The organism is Kribbella sp. NPDC104740 (assembly GCF_055583505.1).
Genome location: NZ_JBVJNV010000007.1, coordinates 44,060 through 59,158, shown reverse-complemented (window position 1 = coordinate 59,158; position 15,099 = coordinate 44,060). Strand labels below are relative to the sequence as shown.

The following is a 15,099-nucleotide window of genomic DNA, read 5'->3' as shown; positions in this document are numbered from 1 at the left end:
TCTGCACAGGTGAGCTGCTGATGTCGCGGTACGACGAGGAGGCCAAGTACGACCGGCCGAAGCGGCGGACTCGGCCGCGGACGAAGGATCGGCCGGCCTACGAGGACGCGGTGACCGGGTTCGTGATCACGCGTGATCGCGGGCGGTACACCACCTGGGTCGGTGAGGGCGACCGCGTGGTGACCGCGATGAAGGCGCGGCAGCTCGGGCGAAAGGGTGTGATCGTCGGCGACCGGGTCAAGCTCGACGGCGACTCGAGCGGCGCCGAGGGCACGCTGGCGCGGATCGTCGAGGTCCTCCCCCGGACAACCCTGCTGCGCAGATCAGCGGACGACGACGACCCGGTCGAGCGCCCGCTCGTCGCGAACGCCGACCAACTGGTGATCGTCGTCGCGGTCGCCAACCCGGAGCCGCGCACGCGGTTGATCGACCGCTTCCTCGTCGCGGCGTACGACGCCGGCATGCGCCCGCTGCTCTGCCTGACCAAGACCGACCTCGCCGATCCCGAGCCCCTGCTCTCGACGTACCGGCCGCTCGGTGTCGAGTCCGTCGCGACGCAGCAGGGCGGGAACCTCGACGACCTCAACGAACAACTCCGCGACCGCACGAGCGTGATGGTCGGCCACTCAGGCGTCGGCAAGTCGACCCTCGTCAACGCGCTGGTCCCCGGCACCAACCGCGCGATCGGCGTCGTCAACGACAACACCGGCCGCGGCCGCCACACCTCGACGAGCGCCCTCCTCCTCCGCCTCCCCGAGGGCGGCTGGATCGTCGACACCCCCGGCATCCGCTCGTTCGGCCTCGCCCACGTCGAACCGGACCAGCTCATCCACGCCTTCCCCGACCTCGCCGACGAAACCGCCAACTGCCCCCGCGCCTGCGGCCACTCCGAGTCCGACCCTGGCTGCGGCCTCGACGAGGCGGTCGCCGAAGGCCGCGTGGACGCCGAACGCGTCGCCTCCTTCCGCCGCCTCCTCGCCAGCCGAGAGGGTCGCCCCGACCCGACCTGAGCAGCCGCGACGGCCCCCGGCCCGACCTGATGCCTGCCCCGAGCCGGGCTGCAGCTGGAGGTCCCGCCGCCGACTGGGACAGCGCTTGTGAGGCTAGCCTTACCTAAGGCTACGATTGGAGTATGCGCAGTGAGCCGATCCACGACAGGACGTCGACGCGTCCGCCGCTGACAGCGGGCGCCGACCAGGCTGACCTCCAGTCCGTTCTCGCGCTCGAGGCGGTCTGATGCCCACCGTGGTGATGGGGACCGTGACCGGCGTACGGCGTACCAGCCCGTCGTTTCTGACGGTGACGCTGGCCGGGTGCTCGACGTTGGAGACCGGTGGGTTCGATCAGCGGATCAAGATCCTGCTCGCGCAGCCGGGGCAGGCCGAGCCTGTGCTTCCGCCTGCGGAGGACTGGTACGGCGTCTACCGCGAGATGGCCGACGACGTGCGGCCGGTGATGCGGACGTTCACGATCCGGGCGCAGCGCGGCGAGGAGATCGACATCGAGTTCGCGCTGCACGGGGACGCGGGCCCGGCGGCGGCGTGGGCGTTGTCGGCCGCGCCGGGGAGCCGGCTCGGGATCATCGGGCCGGAGATCGGCGACAACCCGAAGGCCTACCAGTACATGCCGCGCAGGCCCGACTGGCAGTTGCTGGTTGGGGACGACACCGCGGTGCCGGCGCTCGCGTCGATCATCTCGGCGCTGCCCGCGGAGGCGGTGGCGGTGGCGCGAGTGTTCATTCAGGTGCCGCACGCGGAGGACGTGCGCGAGTTCGAGACCGCCGCGCAGGTGAAGGTCGAATGGTGCGTCGGCGGCGGGCTCGCCGACGCGGTCCGCTCCGCCGACCTGCCGGACGGTACGCCGTACGCGTGGGTGGCGGGTGAGACCAGCATCGTGCGCGACATCCGCCGGCATCTCACCGGCACGCTCGGCTGGGACAGCAAGCCGCACTACTTCGGCGGCTACTGGAAAGCCGGGCAGTCGGAGGGCTGACTACTTCGGCGGGAGTTGTCCGTCCCAGACCGCCTTCGCGCCGGCGTCGCCGGTGCGGATCGTCTGGTAGATGACCAGTACGCCGACCACAACCACCGCGGCGCTCAGCACCCACTCGAGTGGCTGGCTCTTCGTTGCCTTGGCGCCCTTTCCGCTCGCCAGCGCGGACGGCCCGGCCAGCAGTACGAACGCGAGCACCACCAGCACCGCGAAGCCGACCACGAACCAGAACAGCAGGTCGCCGCGATCCTGGTGCAGCTTCACCGCGGGCTCCAGCTCCGGGATCGCCGCGAGGAACGCCTCGCCGCTCTCCTTCGCGACGAACGCGACCACGAGCCCGCCGAGGCCGAGCAGCAGCGCCGGCCAGCGCAGCAGCCAGCGCCACTTCGGGACCAGCGCGAACACGATCGCGGTCAGCGCCGCCACCGGCAGCACCACCACGGCCGCATGGATCACCAACACATGCAGAGGAAGATCCCCAAAGCGCTCGAACATGACGCCTCCCGTGGCCCGGCCGTAGTGAACTGACACTAACTGCACGTTCAACCACCCAGAACGGTTCAATCAGCCTAGTGGCCGGCGACCACTCGGAGTCGGTGCACCGCCGCGCCCGGCTCCGACATGCACCACTGATCAACCCGCCGAACAGCCGAACTCGGGCGGCGCCCTGAGCGTGGAACGCGCTCGTCACGGGTGCTTGATCAGTGGTGCAGGTCGGCCCACCGACCGGCAGTTGCGCGCCGCAGCCTGCCGGGCGCGGCTCGGGCCCGTAACCGGCCGTCCCTCCGTACGCCGGACCGCGCGCTCATGGTGAGCCCATCGCGGGTAGCCTCCCCGCCGCACCCCGGACCGCACGTCCACCGTGAGCCCATCGCAGGTAGCCTTCCGGCATGCCTTCGCACACGGACGACCTGCGGCTCGCGCACATTCTGGCTGACGACGCGGATTCGACCACGATGGATCGCTACAAGGCGCTCGACCTGCATGTCGCGACCAAGCCGGATCTGACGCCGGTCAGCGATGCCGACAAGCGGGTCGAGGACGTGATGCGTAAGACGCTGAGCCGGGCTCGCCCGCGGGACGCGTTCGTCGGTGAGGAGGACGGGACGACCGGCTGGGGGCCGCGGCGTTGGGTGGTCGATCCGATCGACGGGACGAAGAACTACATCCGCGGGGTCCCGGTGTGGGCGACGTTGATCAGCTTGATGATCGAGGATCAGGTTGTCGTCGGTGTCGTGTCGGCGCCGGCGCTCGGGCGGCGTTGGTGGGCGTCGTACGGCGATGGTGCGTGGACGGGGCGGGCGTTGATGTCGGCGCAGCCTTGTCGGGTGAGTGATGTGAGCAAGGTCGAGGACGCCTCGTTGTCGTACTCGTCGCTGAAGGGCTGGGACAAGCTCGGTAAGCGCGACCAGTGGGCCGACCTGATGGACGACGCCTGGCGGACGCGTGCGTACGGCGACTTCTGGTCGTACATGCTCGTTGCCGAAGGCGCCGTCGACATCGCGGCGGAGCCGGAGCTCAACCTGTACGACATGGCGGCGTTGTCGATCATCGTCGACGAGGCCGGCGGCAAGTTCACCTCGGTCGACGGCAAGCCGGGCCCGAACGGCGCGAACGCCGTCGCGACCAACGGCCGCCTGCACGAGGACGTCCTCAACCGCCTGGCCTGATCAAGCAGCCCGGTACGACGTTCAGACCGCAGGCGCCGGTCCCGTGGACTCCCGGAAGATCAGCCGGTTGATCCCCCGCTCCGCCGCCTTCGGCGCCGGCTCGTCCTTGATCTCCGCCAGCAGCCGCAGGATCGCGTCCCGCCCCTGCGCCTCCCGGTCCACCGCGACCGTCGACAGCGACGGTGTCGCGAACTTCCCCATCACCTCGTCGTCCCACCCGAACACGCTCAGGTCGTCCGGCACGCTCCATCCCCGCTCCCGCGCCGCGCGCACGACCCCCATCGCGACCACATCATTCGCCGCGACCACAGCCGTCACCCCGCAATCACCCGCCAGCGCAGCGATCGCGTCGTACCCCGACTGCGCCGTCCAGTCGCCGTCGTACACGCCGATCGAGCGCAGCCCGAGGCGCTCGATCGCCTCCAGGTAAACGGCTTTCCGGTTCCGCGCCGACGCGAAGTCCTGGTCCCCCGCGACGTGGAAGAACGACCGGTGCCCGAGCGACGCGAGGTACTCGACGATCTCGACCACCTCGGACGCCTCGGCGAGCTCGCCGAGGCCGCGCAGCTTGTCGTCGTACGTCTCGCTCTCGACGATCGGGACCTGCCGCAGCTTGCGGCTCTTCAGGCCGGTCGGTGAGATCGCCAGGATCCCTTCGACGGCACCCGATCGTGCCAGGTCCTCGATCCGCGCCGACCGGGCCCGCGAACCGCCTTCTACGCTGACCACCTCGACCTGGTACCCGGCCCGGTGCGCCGTCTCGGTCGCGGCGGCAAGCAGCCGGCCGGGGAAGTGCGGGCCGGAGGCGAGCACGATCGCGAGCCGGTTGGTCCGCCGGGTGCGCATCGAGCGGGCGACCAGGTTCGGCCGGTAGTCGAGGGTCTTGACGGCGAACTCGACCTTGACCCGGGTCTTCGGTTTCAGGCTGTCGGCGTCCTGCAGGTAGCGCGAGACCGTCGTGTGCGACACCCCCGCCAGCCGTGCCACCTGATGGATCGTCGCCGGCCGTTTCTGCTCCACCTCTGCACACCTTCCCCTCCGCAGCGCCGCTGCGACACACACGTTAACCGATCCAACCGTTCACTGGTTGGGTTCTACAACGTTTGACCTGACATCCGTCCGATCCCGGTCCGAGGGGTTGACATCGTCGGACAGGCTGCGGTTAGCTACCGGATCAGAAGTGGATCGATCACATTTTATTGATTGACCCCGGGAGCGCCTATGAGCGATGCCGCCCGCAGCCGAAAACTTTCCTTTCGCGAGCGTTTACGACGAGATTATCCTGTCCTCTTGCTGGCTGTTCCCGGCATGCTGGTCATCTTCGCCTTCCAGTACTACCCGCTCTGGGGCAACGTCATCGCCTTCCAGGACTACCAGCCCTACCTGGGCGTCGGGCAGAGCCTCTGGTCGGGCGTCGAGAACTTCACCACCGTCTTCAACGGCGACCCGGAGTTCCTGAACGCGGTCAAGAACACGCTGGTGCTGACGCTGATCCAGACCGTCATCGTCTTCCCGGCCCCGATCGTGGTCGCGCTGGTGCTGCACAGCCTGCTGTCGAACCGGCTGCGCCAGATCGTCCAGACGATCATCTACGTCCCGCACTTCATGTCCTGGGTGATCGTGGTCGCCGTCTTCCAGCAGGTCCTCGGCGGCACCGGCATGATCAACAACTGGTTGCGGGCCCACGGCTACGACCCGCTGAACATCATCGGCAACGCCGACGCGTTCCGCGGTCTGCTCACCTCGCAGGTGATGTGGAAGGACACCGGCTGGGCGACGATCCTGTTCCTGGCCGTGCTCTCGCAGATCGACAAGTCGCTGTACGAGGCCTCGGCCGCGGACGGCGCCGGCCGCTGGCGGCAGACCTGGCACGTGACGCTGCCGGGCCTGAAACCGATCATCATCCTGCTGCTGATCCTCAAGCTCGGCGACTCGCTCACGGTCGGTTTCGAGCAGATCATCCTGCAGCAGCAGGGCGTCGGGGTCGATGCGAGCGAAGTGCTCGACACCTACGTCTACAACAACGGCATCATCGGCGGCGACTGGGGCGTCGCGGCCGCGGTCGGGCTGGTCAAGAGCGTGGTCGCGCTGACGCTGGTGCTGCTGGCCAACAAGCTCGCGCACCGCCTCGGCGAGGAGGGGGTGTACCGCGGATGAGCCGCAAGCAGAAGGAGATCCTGGTCGGCGGCATGCCGATGCCGGGCTGGCCGGAACGCATCATCAAGGCCGTGTTCCTGCTGGCGATCTGCGCGGTCGTCGTGCTGCCGTTCATCGGCGTCATCTCGACCAGCCTGGCCACCCCGGACCAGGTGATCAAGGCCGGCGGGTTCGTGATGTTCCCGACCCACGGGTTCGACCTGTCGGCGTACAAGTCGATCCTGTCCGGCGGCACGGTGACGCAGGCGCTGCTGATCAGCGCGTTCATCACCGCCGTCGGTACGACGCTCGCGCTGTTCCTGACCTGCACGCTCGGCTGGGCGCTGAGCCGCCGCGGCACCTTCGGCAACAAGCCGTTGCTGCTGCTGGTCCTGGTCAGCCTGCTCTTCAACCCGGGCCTGATCCCGACGTACCTGGTGGTCCAGCAGTTCGGTCTGCTGGACAGCCTGTGGGCCGTCATCCTGCCGATCTCGGTCAGCGCGTTCAACGTGATCGTGGTCCGCGCGTACTTCGTCGGGCTCCCTGGTGAGGTGCTCGACTCGGCCCGGATCGACGGCGCCTCGGAGTGGAAACTGTTCTGGCACATCGGCCTGCCGCTGTCCAAGGCGGTGGTCGCCGTGGTCGGCCTCTTCTACGGCGTCGGCTACTGGAACAGCTTCTTCGGCGCCCTGCTCTACCTGAACGACGCCAGCAAATGGCCGCTGCAACTCGTGCTGCGCACGTACGTCGTCGACGGTGTCGAAATCGGCGCCCAGGACCTCGGCGGCGCGAGTGAAGCACTGCCGCCGCAAACCTCCATTCAAATGGCCATTCTGATGATTTCCATCATTCCCATTCTGTGCGTCTACCCGTTTGTCCAGCGGCATTTCGCCAAGGGTGTCCTGACCGGCGCCGTCAAGGGCTGACACGAGAAAGGCAGAACCATGAGCACTGGTGATTCACGGATCGGCCGCCGGGCCCTGCTGGGCGGCGTCGGAGCCCTCGGACTGAGCGGCGTCGTCGGCGCCTGCTCGAACGAGGGCCGCGGCGGCACCACGGCTCAGAATAACGCTCCGCAGTCCCGGGTCCGCCCTGCCTACGTCCCGTACACCGGAGTGAAGCCCGACTTCGCCGGCGCCCAGTACAAGATCCCGGACGCGTTCGTCCGGTACCCCACCAACCCGGTCCGGGCGATCGCGGAGCCGCCCGGCGACGGCGAGCCGATCAGCGTCGTGACGTTCACCAACACGCCGGTCCCTCCGCGAGTGGAGCAGAACAAGTTCTGGCAGGAGTTCAACCGACGGGTCGGTTCACCGGTCGAGGTCAGCCTGACTCCATCGGTCGACTACAACCAGAAGTTCGCCACATCCGTCGCGGGCGACCAACTCGGGGACGTCTTCATGGTCGGCGGCGTGCCACAGATCCCGCAGCTGCTGAGGACCAAGGCCGCAGACCTCACTCCGCACTTGTCGGGCGACAACATCAGAAAGTACCCGTATCTGGCCAACCTGCCCGCCGAACACTGGAACGCTTGCATCTTCGGCGACCAGATCTTCGCCGTACCAGTGCCGCGTGGCGCGATCAGTTCGAACGTCTTGTATAGCCGCGCCGACCTGCTGGAGCAGCGCGGTGTCTCAGCCTCGGTCAAGAACACCGACGACTTCACCGAGCTGTGCAAGGCACTGACAGACCGCCGCCAGAACCGCTTCGCGCTGGCATCTGCACCGACGATCTTCGTCCGCAACATGTACGACATCCCGAATTTGTGGAGCGAGGACGGTAAGGCCGTCGTCAGTTACCTCGAACACGACGCTCACGAGGAGGTGCTCCAGATCCTGCACAAGTTGTGGAACGCCGGTTACATCCACCCCGACGCCTTTACCGGGCAGAACCAGGACCTCAAGGTCCGGTTCGGCAACGGCTCGAGTCCCCTGGTAGTGGACACGTTGAGCGCGTGGCCGAGTTACCTGCAGACCGCGGTTGACCAGCGGGCCCGAATCGGGATCATCTCCCCTCCGAAGCACGACGGTTCGGGGCCGGGACGGATCTGGCTGGGGGCGCCCAACCTGAGCACCACCGCGATCAGCAAGAAGTCTTTGAACAGGGTTGAGACGCTGCTCTCCTACCTGAACTTCTTGGCAGCACCCTTCGGAACTCGGGAGTACTTGTTCCGCAAGTTCGGCCTGCCGGCCGTGCATCATCGAGTTGTCGACGGCAACCCGATACTTACCGAACGCGGCTTCAGCGAGACGCAGCTGGGTCTCATGTATACCGTTGACAGTCCGTGGACGATTTTTCTGCCGGAGAAGAAGGAGAGCGCCGAGGCCGCCTTCCAGGCGATGAAATTGACCTGTCCGAGCGCCCTGGCCAATCCGGTGGCCGGGCTGTACTCCGAGGCAAACGTGCGGAAGGGTTCACAGATAACCAAGGAAGTCGACCAATTGACCTCCGACATCATCCAGGGTCGCAAACCGGTGTCCGCCTGGGCCGGCGCGGTCAAAAAGTGGAAGAGCGACGGCATCGACCAGATGGCCGAGGAGTACGCCGCCGCGCTGCAGGCCTCTCGTTGACTCACCCGACAAGTTCACCTGAAGGGAACTCCGTTGACCTCCACCCACCCCGTCCGCTTCGCCGCCGTCGGACTGGACCATGTCCATGTCAACGGCCAGATCGCTGGACTCGTCAAGTCAGGCGCTGAGTTCGTTGCGATGTCAACCGACGATCCGTCGTCGGCAATCGCCCAACAGGTTCGCGAGCGCTATCCGGATGTCCCATACGTCAATGACCCGGACGAGCTGATCGCTCGCGACAACCTCGATCTGATCGTTACCGCTGCGATCCCGGACCGCCGTGGTCCTATCTCGGTTGCCGCTCTGCGGGCTGGCAAAGACGTGGTTACCGACAAACCGGGCTGCGTGACGTTCGACCAGCTGGCCGAGATCGAGAAGGCAGTCGCCGACAGTGGCCGGTTCTGGTCGGTGACGTTCTCGGAGCGGTTCGAGGTCGCCTCGGCGATCAAGGCCGGCCAGCTGGTCCGCGAGGGCCGGATCGGGACCGTCGTCCAGACCATCGGCCTCGGCCCGCACCGGATCGGCGACCGCGGCCACCTCGGCGGCAACGCCGGGCGCCCGGACTGGTTCTTCGAGAAGGAGCGGTACGGCGGCATCCTGGCCGACATCGCCTCGCACCAGATCGACCAGTTCCTCTGGTACACCGATTCCCGCACCGCCGAGGTGGTGACCAGCTCGGTCGGCAACTTCGCCAACCCGGACAAGCCCGGGCTGCAGGACTTCGGCGACCTGCTGCTGCGCAGCGACCACGCCCAGGGCTACATCCGGGTGGACTGGTACACCCCGGCCGGCCTCGGCACCTGGGGCGACGGCCGGCTGATGATCCTCGGCACCGAGGGCTACATCGAGCTGCGCAAGTACGTCGACATCGGCGGCCGCGACGGCGGCAACCACCTGTTCGTCGTCGACGGCGAGAAGACCGAGTACATCGACTGCTCCGACGTCGAGCTCACCTACTACCCGGATCTCGTCCGCGACGTCCAGGAGCGGACGACGACGGCCGCGCCGCAGGAGCACACCTTCGAGACCATGCGGCTGGCGCTGACAGCGCAGCAGAACGCCGCCGTACGGGGAGCCGCCAAGTGACAGCACAGCTCAAGGTCGCGGTAGTCGGTGCCGGAGGCATCAGCCGGAGGCACGCCGAGGCGTTCGCGAGCACCGGCCGTACGACGCTGGTCGGCGTCGCCGACATCGTCGCCGCGAACGCGCAGGCGCTCGCGGACAAGCACGGGTCGAAGCCGTTCGGCAGCGTCACCGAGCTGCTGGCCGCGGTCGATCCCGACCTGGTCACGGTGACGACGCCGCCGGGCAGCCACGCCGAGATCGCCATCGAGGTGCTGGCCGCGGGCAAGTCGGTGCTGCTGGAGAAGCCGCCGGTGCTCAGCCTGGCCGAGCTCGACGCGGTCGCCGAGGCCGAGCGTTCCAGTGCGGGGTCGGTGTACGTCGTCTTCCAGCACCGGCACGGCTCTGGCGCCGTACGGGCTGCCGAGCTGCTCGCCGCCGGGACGTTGGGGGCGCCGCAGGTCGCGGTCTGCGAGACGCTGTGGTTCCGGCCGCGGCCGTACTTCGACCCGGAGTGGCGCGGCACGTGGGTCGGCGAGGGCGGCGGGCCGACGCTCGGCCACGGCATCCACCAGATCGACCTGTTGCTGCACCTGCTCGGACCGTGGAAGACGATCAACGCCACCGCCGTACGGCTGGACCGTCCGGTCGAGTTCGAGGACGTCTCGATGGCGTCGGTGATCTTCGAGAGCAACGCCGTCGCGACGGTGATCAACAGCCTGCTCTCGCCGCAGGAGCTGAGCCGGATCCGGATCGACACCACTGGCGGGTCGCTCGAGGTGAACCACCTGTACGGCTACAAGGACGCGGACTGGAAGTACACACCGGCGCCGGACGCGGCTGACACGTGGACGCCGTCGGCTGGTGAGGATGTGGCGAGCAGCCACGAGGCGCAGCTCGGTCGGCTGGTCGACGACCTGCTCGCGGGGCGTCCGCACGACACGACGCTGGAGAGCACGCGGCCGACGATGGAGTTCGTGACTGCGCTCTACGCGTCGGCGCTGACCGGGCAGGCCGTACGGCGTGCTGATCTCGTCCCGGGGCATCCGTTCTACCAGGCGCTGAACGGCGGCTTGCCGCAGTCGGAGCTGACCGAGGCGTTCGCGCCCTGATGCTGCTGGTAGCCCTCGCCCCGGTGCGGGGGCTACCAAGCGCAGCGGAAGCCGAGGTTGCCCGCCGTACTGGTCGGGTCGTTGGCGGAGCGGGCGGCGACGCGGTAGCGGTTGCAGTACGACGCGTGGCACAGGTACGAGCCGCCGCGCATCGCGCGGTTGTCGCCCCAGGCGTCGGCCGTCCACTCCCACACGTTGCCGACCACCTCGTACAGGCCGTACCCGTTCGGCGGGTACGAGCGGACCGGCGCCGTGCCGCGGTGGCCGTCGTCGAGGGTGTTCTTCACCGGGAACGTGCCCTGCCAGATGTTGCACAGGTGCTTCCCGTCGGGCGTCAGCTCGTCGCCCCACGGGAAGCGCTTCTGCTCGAGCCCACCGCGGGCCGCGCGCTCCCACTCCGGCTCGGTCGGGAGCCGACCGCCCGCCCAGGAGCAGAACGCGACCGCGTCCGACCACGAGACGTGCACGACCGGATGATCCTCGCGACCCTGTACGTCGGAGTGCGGCCCTTCCGGCCGATCCCAGGTCGCACCCTCGACCCCGCACCACCAAGGCGTCGCCGGCGGCCGCCGACTGACCTTCCGTACGGCGGCCGGGAGAAACCCCGCGAACACGAAGCTCCACCCGAACCGCTCGGCCTCCGTGACGAACCCGGTCGCCGCGACGAACTCGGCGAACTGCGCCGTGGTGACCGCGGTGACACCGATCGCGAACGCGTCCACCTCGACCTCGCGCACCGGTCCTTCGCCGTCGGCCGGGAACGCGTCGGCGTCCTCGGTGCCCATCAGGAAGACACCTTGCTCGATCCGCCTGCGTTCGATGGCCGAACTGGCCGATGCAGCGACGTGGATCTCACCGACGACGCCTCCCGGCTCCCGCCGCGGACTGCAACACCCCTCGCTCACCCGCCCACCGTACTCACCCCTTGCTCGGCGCCAGATCCTCGTCGATGAACGGCGTCCGGCTCAGCGACTTCTGGTACACCTCCAGCGCACTCGCCAGATCGAGCCGCCCGAGCTCCAGCAACGTCTGTACGCCGTTCAGCTCCGCCCCCACCTGCTCGGCGGCGCTGATCCGCTCGGCGGTCTCCTGCGACCGCAGCAGGTTCGTACAGATCGCGGCCACCACCGAGATGGCGAGCCCGAGCAGACACAGCCCCTGCCACACCGCCGTACTGGACGGCAGGCCGAGCGCCCCTTGCACCGAACTGGCGAATTCCTGCCCACCCACCGCGGGCCCAGCAGTCAGTACGGCGGTCAGCGCACTGCTCACCACCCCGATCGTGCCCAGCCGATGGTTCCGCGGCCGAGCCCGATCGAGAAACGCGTCGAGCACCACCCGACGATCATGGATCCGCCCGATCAGCGCGTCACGGTGATCAGGTTCAACAGAAGAATCAGACACAGCCAACTCCAGGTCGCTGCCGGCAGAGGACGTTTCCGTCCGTGCTCGGGGGCCAGCACGGCCTGCACCGCGGCCGTTTCAGCCACAGCACCGCGACAGAGAGTACAACCTGTCAGCGAGCCCGCCGACGCAGCAGCTTCTTCAACCCGGACGTCGATTGGCACAACATCGCCACCCCGCACACGGCGATCACCACGAACAACACGGTCCGCCCGGTCCCGAGCCCGCCGCGCGTCAGCTCCACCCCACTCCAGACCAGCAACAGCCCCGCGGCGAACAGCGTCAGATACCCCGTCCCCAAGTTCCGAGGAGTGAACTGCCACCAGGGCTCGTCCTCCGGCCACACCCGCTTCATCCCGAGCTCCTTCCCCAAGAGGCCACTCCCCGCTGGAGCAACCCGACCCTTCGAACGTAGGGCGAGCGGAGCGGTCACCACCTCAACCACCAGGACGAACCCACCGGACCAGCTCGTACTTTCGGCCACCCCTCACACGGAGGCTGTGTACCGCTGGAGGCGCCAGACCGCCGGGACCATCAGGGTGAGGAGGACCACCACGAGGTAGATGCCGCCGCCGTACAGCTGGACGGCCTTGGCGCTGGTCGCGGCGACCACGTAGCCGACCAACAACTGCCCCAGCGGCCCGGTGACGAAAGAGCCCAGCATGTCGTACGACGCCACCCGCGACAGCTTGTCGAGCGGAATGTGTTGCCCGAGCGCGGTCTCCCAGCCGATGCCGAAGGTTTCGAACCCCAGGCCGACGGCGAACGCCGCCGCGGCGACCGTCACCGTGTTCGGCGCGAGCGCGAGCGCCGCGAAGATCGGCAGTGCGGCGAGCATGCCGAACATCCCCACCCGCACCGGGTAACGCGGCTTCAGCCGGATCATCAAGATGCCTCCGGCAACGAGTCCGGCCCCGAAGCACGCACTGACGACACCCCAGCCGGCCCGGCCGAACGTGTCGTCGGCGATCACCGGGCCGAGGGTGGAGTAGCACGCGACGAAGATCAGGTTGAGCACGCTGAACGCCGCGACCACGCTCCACACCCACTGCCGCGACACGAACTCGGTCCAGCCCTCCCGCAGGTCGCGCAGGATCGACGTACGGGCGCGCTCGACCCGCGGCAGCGTAAGCCGCGCGAACAGTACGACGGCCAGCGCGAACGTCGCCGCATCGACCGCCAGCCCGACGCCGGGGCTCGTGAACCCCACGATCACCCCGGCCACAGCTCCGCCTCCGACGAGCGCCGCCGACCGCGCGAACCCCGCGACGGCGTTGGCCTGCGGCAGCTCGACCGGCTCGACCAGCGCCGGCATGATCCCCATCAACGCCGGCATCACGAACGCCGACGCGGCGCCGTTCAGCGCCTCGATCACCACCAGCTGCCAGATCTGCGCGTGCCCCGACAGCACGAGGATCGCGGCCAGCGCCTGCGTCAGCGCGCTGACCGTGTTGGCGACGATCAGCACCAGATGCCGTGGCAGCCGGTCGGCGATCACCCCGCCGATCAGCAGGAACACCACGTTCGGGATGCTCCGCGCGGCCAGCACCACTCCGACCGCGGTCGCCGAGTCGGACACGTCCAGGACGGCGAACACCAGCGCGATCGGCGCGATCGACGACCCGAGCACGGCCACGAACCGGGCCGACACGAAGATCCGGACGTCGCGGTGCCGGAGCACCGCGAGGTCGTCGCGCCAGCTCATCCGATCACCGACCGTGACGAAAATGGACCATGGTTCCGGCGGGCGGGACGGGCGGCGGTCACCGCGCGCATTCTGCCAGACCTGCCGTTCAGGGCGCCGAACCGCTACCGTGGGGTCTTGGGCTCTCGATTCAGCAGGAGGCTCCGTGAAGATCAACGACGTATTGCGCGGTAAAGGCAACCAGGTCGTCACCATCTCCCCCGAAGCCACCGTCACCGAGCTGCTCGCGCTGCTCGCCGAGCACAACGTCGGCGCGCTCGTGGTCAGTCCGGACGGCTCCAGCGTGGCCGGCATCGTCTCCGAACGGGACGTGGTCCGGCTCCTGCACGGCACACCTGACGCGGGCCAGGTCCGGGTCAGCGCGATCATGACGTCCCCGGTGCACACCTGCGGACCCGACGACCTGATCGACAACCTGATGCGGCTGATGACGGACCGCCGGATCCGGCACGTGCCGGTGGTGGTCGACGACGCCCTGACCGGCATCGTCAGCATCGGCGACGTGGTGAAGTCCCGGATCGGCGAACTGGAGTTCGAGAAGGAACAGCTCTCGAACTACATCGCCGGCTGATCTTTCCACCCGCACCAGCCTGTACGCCGGTCCGCCGGCTCCCGCGGCACGCGGGAGTCGCCGGATCGTTGCCCTGTGCCCCCATGGGACTACAGTCCGTTCATGGAGCCAACCGAACCGCCGGCCGGACCGCCCGGGCCGCCGCAGCGACCCGGTGACCAGTCGGGTCAAGGACAACCACCACCCCAGTACGGCCAACCGCCGTACGGACAGCCTCAGTACGGCGGCTACCCCGGCGGCCAGTACCAACTCCCACCCCAGCAGCAGAAGACCAGCGTCTTCGCCATCCTCTCCCTCGTCCTCGGCGTGATCAGCGCGATCCCGTTCGCGATCATCTTCGGCATCATCGCCCTGGTCCGGATCCCGAAGACCCGCGAGAAGGGCAAGGGGATGGCGATCGCCGGCATCGTCCTGGCCTGCCTCTGGCTGGTCGGCATCGTGCTCGCCGTCGCGTTCTCCGACTCCGACCCCGAGCGCGACGCCTCCGGCCAGGTCACCGCCACCGCCGACGTGGCGCCGGAGAAGCTGAGGGTCGGCGACTGCGTCGCGGAGGTGCAGGAGGGCGAGGTCCAGGACATCAAGGTCCAGCCCTGCTCGGAACCCAACGGCGGCAAGGTCTACGCCGTCTTCGAGCTCCCCAAGGGCTCCTTCCCCGGCCTCGACGCCGTCCAGGCCAGCGCCGAGAAGGGCTGCACCGACCGCTGGAAGCAACTCGGCGAACAGGCCACCGACCTGTCCGACATCTTCTACCTGCACCCCACCGAAGACAGCTGGAGCCTCGGCGACCACAGCGTCACCTGCCTCCTCGCACCCCGCTGAACCGAGTTGCCGAGGGCCCCGACCGGGACCCTCGGCACACCGGTGTCCGGGTCGCATC

16 protein-coding genes are annotated in these 15,099 nt (G+C 68.4%); 10 read left to right on the top strand and 6 right to left on the bottom strand.

Annotated features, from left to right (window positions below; all coding sequences use genetic code 11):
• The first annotated feature begins 20 nt into the window (after window positions 1-20).
• Both rsgA and ACZ6Z4_RS30745 read left to right on the top strand, forming a co-directional pair.
• Window positions 21-1,010, top strand: coding sequence for a ribosome small subunit-dependent GTPase A (rsgA, locus tag ACZ6Z4_RS30750; protein WP_465572069.1), 990 nt, complete (start codon window positions 21-23; stop codon window positions 1,008-1,010).
• Between the two features lie 226 nt (window positions 1,011-1,236).
• On the top strand, window positions 1,237-1,992 hold the full coding sequence (locus ACZ6Z4_RS30745) for a siderophore-interacting protein (protein ID WP_465572065.1): 756 nt from the start codon (window positions 1,237-1,239) through the stop codon (window positions 1,990-1,992).
• On the opposite strand, the gene ACZ6Z4_RS30740 is transcribed toward ACZ6Z4_RS30745, so the two are convergent.
• The gene (locus ACZ6Z4_RS30740) at window positions 1,993-2,487 is read right to left on the bottom strand and encodes a DUF2231 domain-containing protein (RefSeq protein WP_465572060.1); all 495 of its coding nucleotides are present in this window, start codon (window positions 2,485-2,487) and stop codon (window positions 1,993-1,995) included.
• Between the two features lie 395 nt (window positions 2,488-2,882).
• Here ACZ6Z4_RS30740 and hisN point away from each other — a divergent pair, with 395 nt between their 5' ends.
• Entirely contained in the window at window positions 2,883-3,662 is a 780-nt protein-coding gene (gene hisN, locus ACZ6Z4_RS30735; RefSeq protein ID WP_465572056.1) for a histidinol-phosphatase, read from the top strand.
• A 21-nt stretch (window positions 3,663-3,683) separates the two neighbouring features.
• Here hisN and ACZ6Z4_RS30730 read toward each other — a convergent pair whose 3' ends face one another.
• Window positions 3,684-4,682 (bottom strand): LacI family DNA-binding transcriptional regulator, encoded by a 999-nt coding sequence (locus ACZ6Z4_RS30730; RefSeq protein WP_465572053.1) that lies wholly within the window; start codon window positions 4,680-4,682, stop codon window positions 3,684-3,686.
• Between the two features lie 270 nt (window positions 4,683-4,952).
• Between ACZ6Z4_RS30730 and ACZ6Z4_RS30725 the strand changes: the two genes are divergently transcribed.
• The 5 genes from ACZ6Z4_RS30725 (at window position 4,953) to ACZ6Z4_RS30705 (ending at window position 10,542) form a co-directional block, all read left to right on the top strand.
• Window positions 4,953-5,819, top strand: coding sequence for an ABC transporter permease (locus tag ACZ6Z4_RS30725; protein ID WP_465572050.1), 867 nt, complete (start codon window positions 4,953-4,955; stop codon window positions 5,817-5,819).
• On the top strand, window positions 5,816-6,724 hold the full coding sequence (locus tag ACZ6Z4_RS30720) for a carbohydrate ABC transporter permease (RefSeq protein WP_465572047.1): 909 nt from the start codon (window positions 5,816-5,818) through the stop codon (window positions 6,722-6,724). Before ACZ6Z4_RS30725 ends, ACZ6Z4_RS30720 begins: the two co-directional genes overlap by 4 nt.
• A gap of 18 nt (window positions 6,725-6,742) precedes the next feature.
• A complete protein-coding gene (locus tag ACZ6Z4_RS30715) occupies window positions 6,743-8,368 on the top strand; it encodes an extracellular solute-binding protein (RefSeq protein WP_465572045.1) in 1,626 nt (541 codons plus the stop codon).
• Between the two features lie 138 nt (window positions 8,369-8,506).
• Window positions 8,507-9,454, top strand: coding sequence for a Gfo/Idh/MocA family protein (locus ACZ6Z4_RS30710; protein ID WP_465572042.1), 948 nt, complete (start codon window positions 8,507-8,509; stop codon window positions 9,452-9,454).
• Window positions 9,451-10,542 (top strand): Gfo/Idh/MocA family protein, encoded by a 1,092-nt coding sequence (locus ACZ6Z4_RS30705; RefSeq protein WP_465572039.1) that lies wholly within the window; start codon window positions 9,451-9,453, stop codon window positions 10,540-10,542. Before ACZ6Z4_RS30710 ends, ACZ6Z4_RS30705 begins: the two co-directional genes overlap by 4 nt.
• A gap of 32 nt (window positions 10,543-10,574) precedes the next feature.
• On the opposite strand, the gene ACZ6Z4_RS30700 is transcribed toward ACZ6Z4_RS30705, so the two are convergent.
• From ACZ6Z4_RS30700 to ACZ6Z4_RS30685, 4 genes are all read right to left on the bottom strand, one after another.
• Complete coding sequence (locus ACZ6Z4_RS30700; protein WP_465572034.1) at window positions 10,575-11,447, bottom strand: formylglycine-generating enzyme family protein; 873 nt, start codon at window positions 11,445-11,447, stop codon at window positions 10,575-10,577.
• Between the two features lie 13 nt (window positions 11,448-11,460).
• Complete coding sequence (locus ACZ6Z4_RS30695; RefSeq protein WP_465572031.1) at window positions 11,461-11,814, bottom strand: hypothetical protein; 354 nt, start codon at window positions 11,812-11,814, stop codon at window positions 11,461-11,463.
• Between the two features lie 244 nt (window positions 11,815-12,058).
• Window positions 12,059-12,301 carry a hypothetical protein gene (locus ACZ6Z4_RS30690; protein WP_465572027.1) on the bottom strand — a complete coding sequence of 81 codons (243 nt, stop codon included), beginning with the start codon at window positions 12,299-12,301 and terminating at the stop codon, window positions 12,059-12,061.
• 132 nt (window positions 12,302-12,433) lie between these two features.
• On the bottom strand, window positions 12,434-13,651 hold the full coding sequence (locus ACZ6Z4_RS30685; protein ID WP_465572024.1) for an MFS transporter: 1,218 nt from the start codon (window positions 13,649-13,651) through the stop codon (window positions 12,434-12,436).
• A 145-nt stretch (window positions 13,652-13,796) separates the two neighbouring features.
• Here ACZ6Z4_RS30685 and ACZ6Z4_RS30680 point away from each other — a divergent pair, with 145 nt between their 5' ends.
• Both ACZ6Z4_RS30680 and ACZ6Z4_RS30675 read left to right on the top strand, forming a co-directional pair.
• Entirely contained in the window at window positions 13,797-14,222 is a 426-nt protein-coding gene (locus ACZ6Z4_RS30680) for a CBS domain-containing protein (RefSeq protein WP_465572021.1), read from the top strand.
• A 102-nt stretch (window positions 14,223-14,324) separates the two neighbouring features.
• Window positions 14,325-15,041 carry a DUF4190 domain-containing protein gene (locus ACZ6Z4_RS30675; protein WP_465572017.1) on the top strand — a complete coding sequence of 239 codons (717 nt, stop codon included), beginning with the start codon at window positions 14,325-14,327 and terminating at the stop codon, window positions 15,039-15,041.
• Window positions 15,042-15,099: the final 58 nt, after the last annotated feature.

What these genes read in the sequence shown, in the direction of transcription:
- rsgA (WP_465572069.1), top strand. Translation starts at nt 21, where the DNA reads ATGTCGCGGTACGACGAGGAGGCCAAGTACGACCGGCCGAAGCGGCGG.
- ACZ6Z4_RS30745 (WP_465572065.1), top strand. Translation starts at nt 1,237, where the DNA reads ATGCCCACCGTGGTGATGGGGACCGTGACCGGCGTACGGCGTACCAGC.
- ACZ6Z4_RS30740 (WP_465572060.1), bottom strand. Translation starts at nt 2,487, where the DNA reads ATGTTCGAGCGCTTTGGGGATCTTCCTCTGCATGTGTTGGTGATCCAT.
- hisN (WP_465572056.1), top strand. Translation starts at nt 2,883, where the DNA reads ATGCCTTCGCACACGGACGACCTGCGGCTCGCGCACATTCTGGCTGAC.
- ACZ6Z4_RS30720 (WP_465572047.1), top strand. Translation starts at nt 5,816, where the DNA reads ATGAGCCGCAAGCAGAAGGAGATCCTGGTCGGCGGCATGCCGATGCCG.
- ACZ6Z4_RS30715 (WP_465572045.1), top strand. Translation starts at nt 6,743, where the DNA reads ATGAGCACTGGTGATTCACGGATCGGCCGCCGGGCCCTGCTGGGCGGC.
- ACZ6Z4_RS30710 (WP_465572042.1), top strand. Translation starts at nt 8,507, where the DNA reads ATGTCAACCGACGATCCGTCGTCGGCAATCGCCCAACAGGTTCGCGAG.
- ACZ6Z4_RS30690 (WP_465572027.1), bottom strand. Translation starts at nt 12,301, where the DNA reads ATGAAGCGGGTGTGGCCGGAGGACGAGCCCTGGTGGCAGTTCACTCCT.
- ACZ6Z4_RS30685 (WP_465572024.1), bottom strand. Translation starts at nt 13,651, where the DNA reads ATGAGCTGGCGCGACGACCTCGCGGTGCTCCGGCACCGCGACGTCCGG.
- ACZ6Z4_RS30675 (WP_465572017.1), top strand. Translation starts at nt 14,325, where the DNA reads ATGGAGCCAACCGAACCGCCGGCCGGACCGCCCGGGCCGCCGCAGCGA.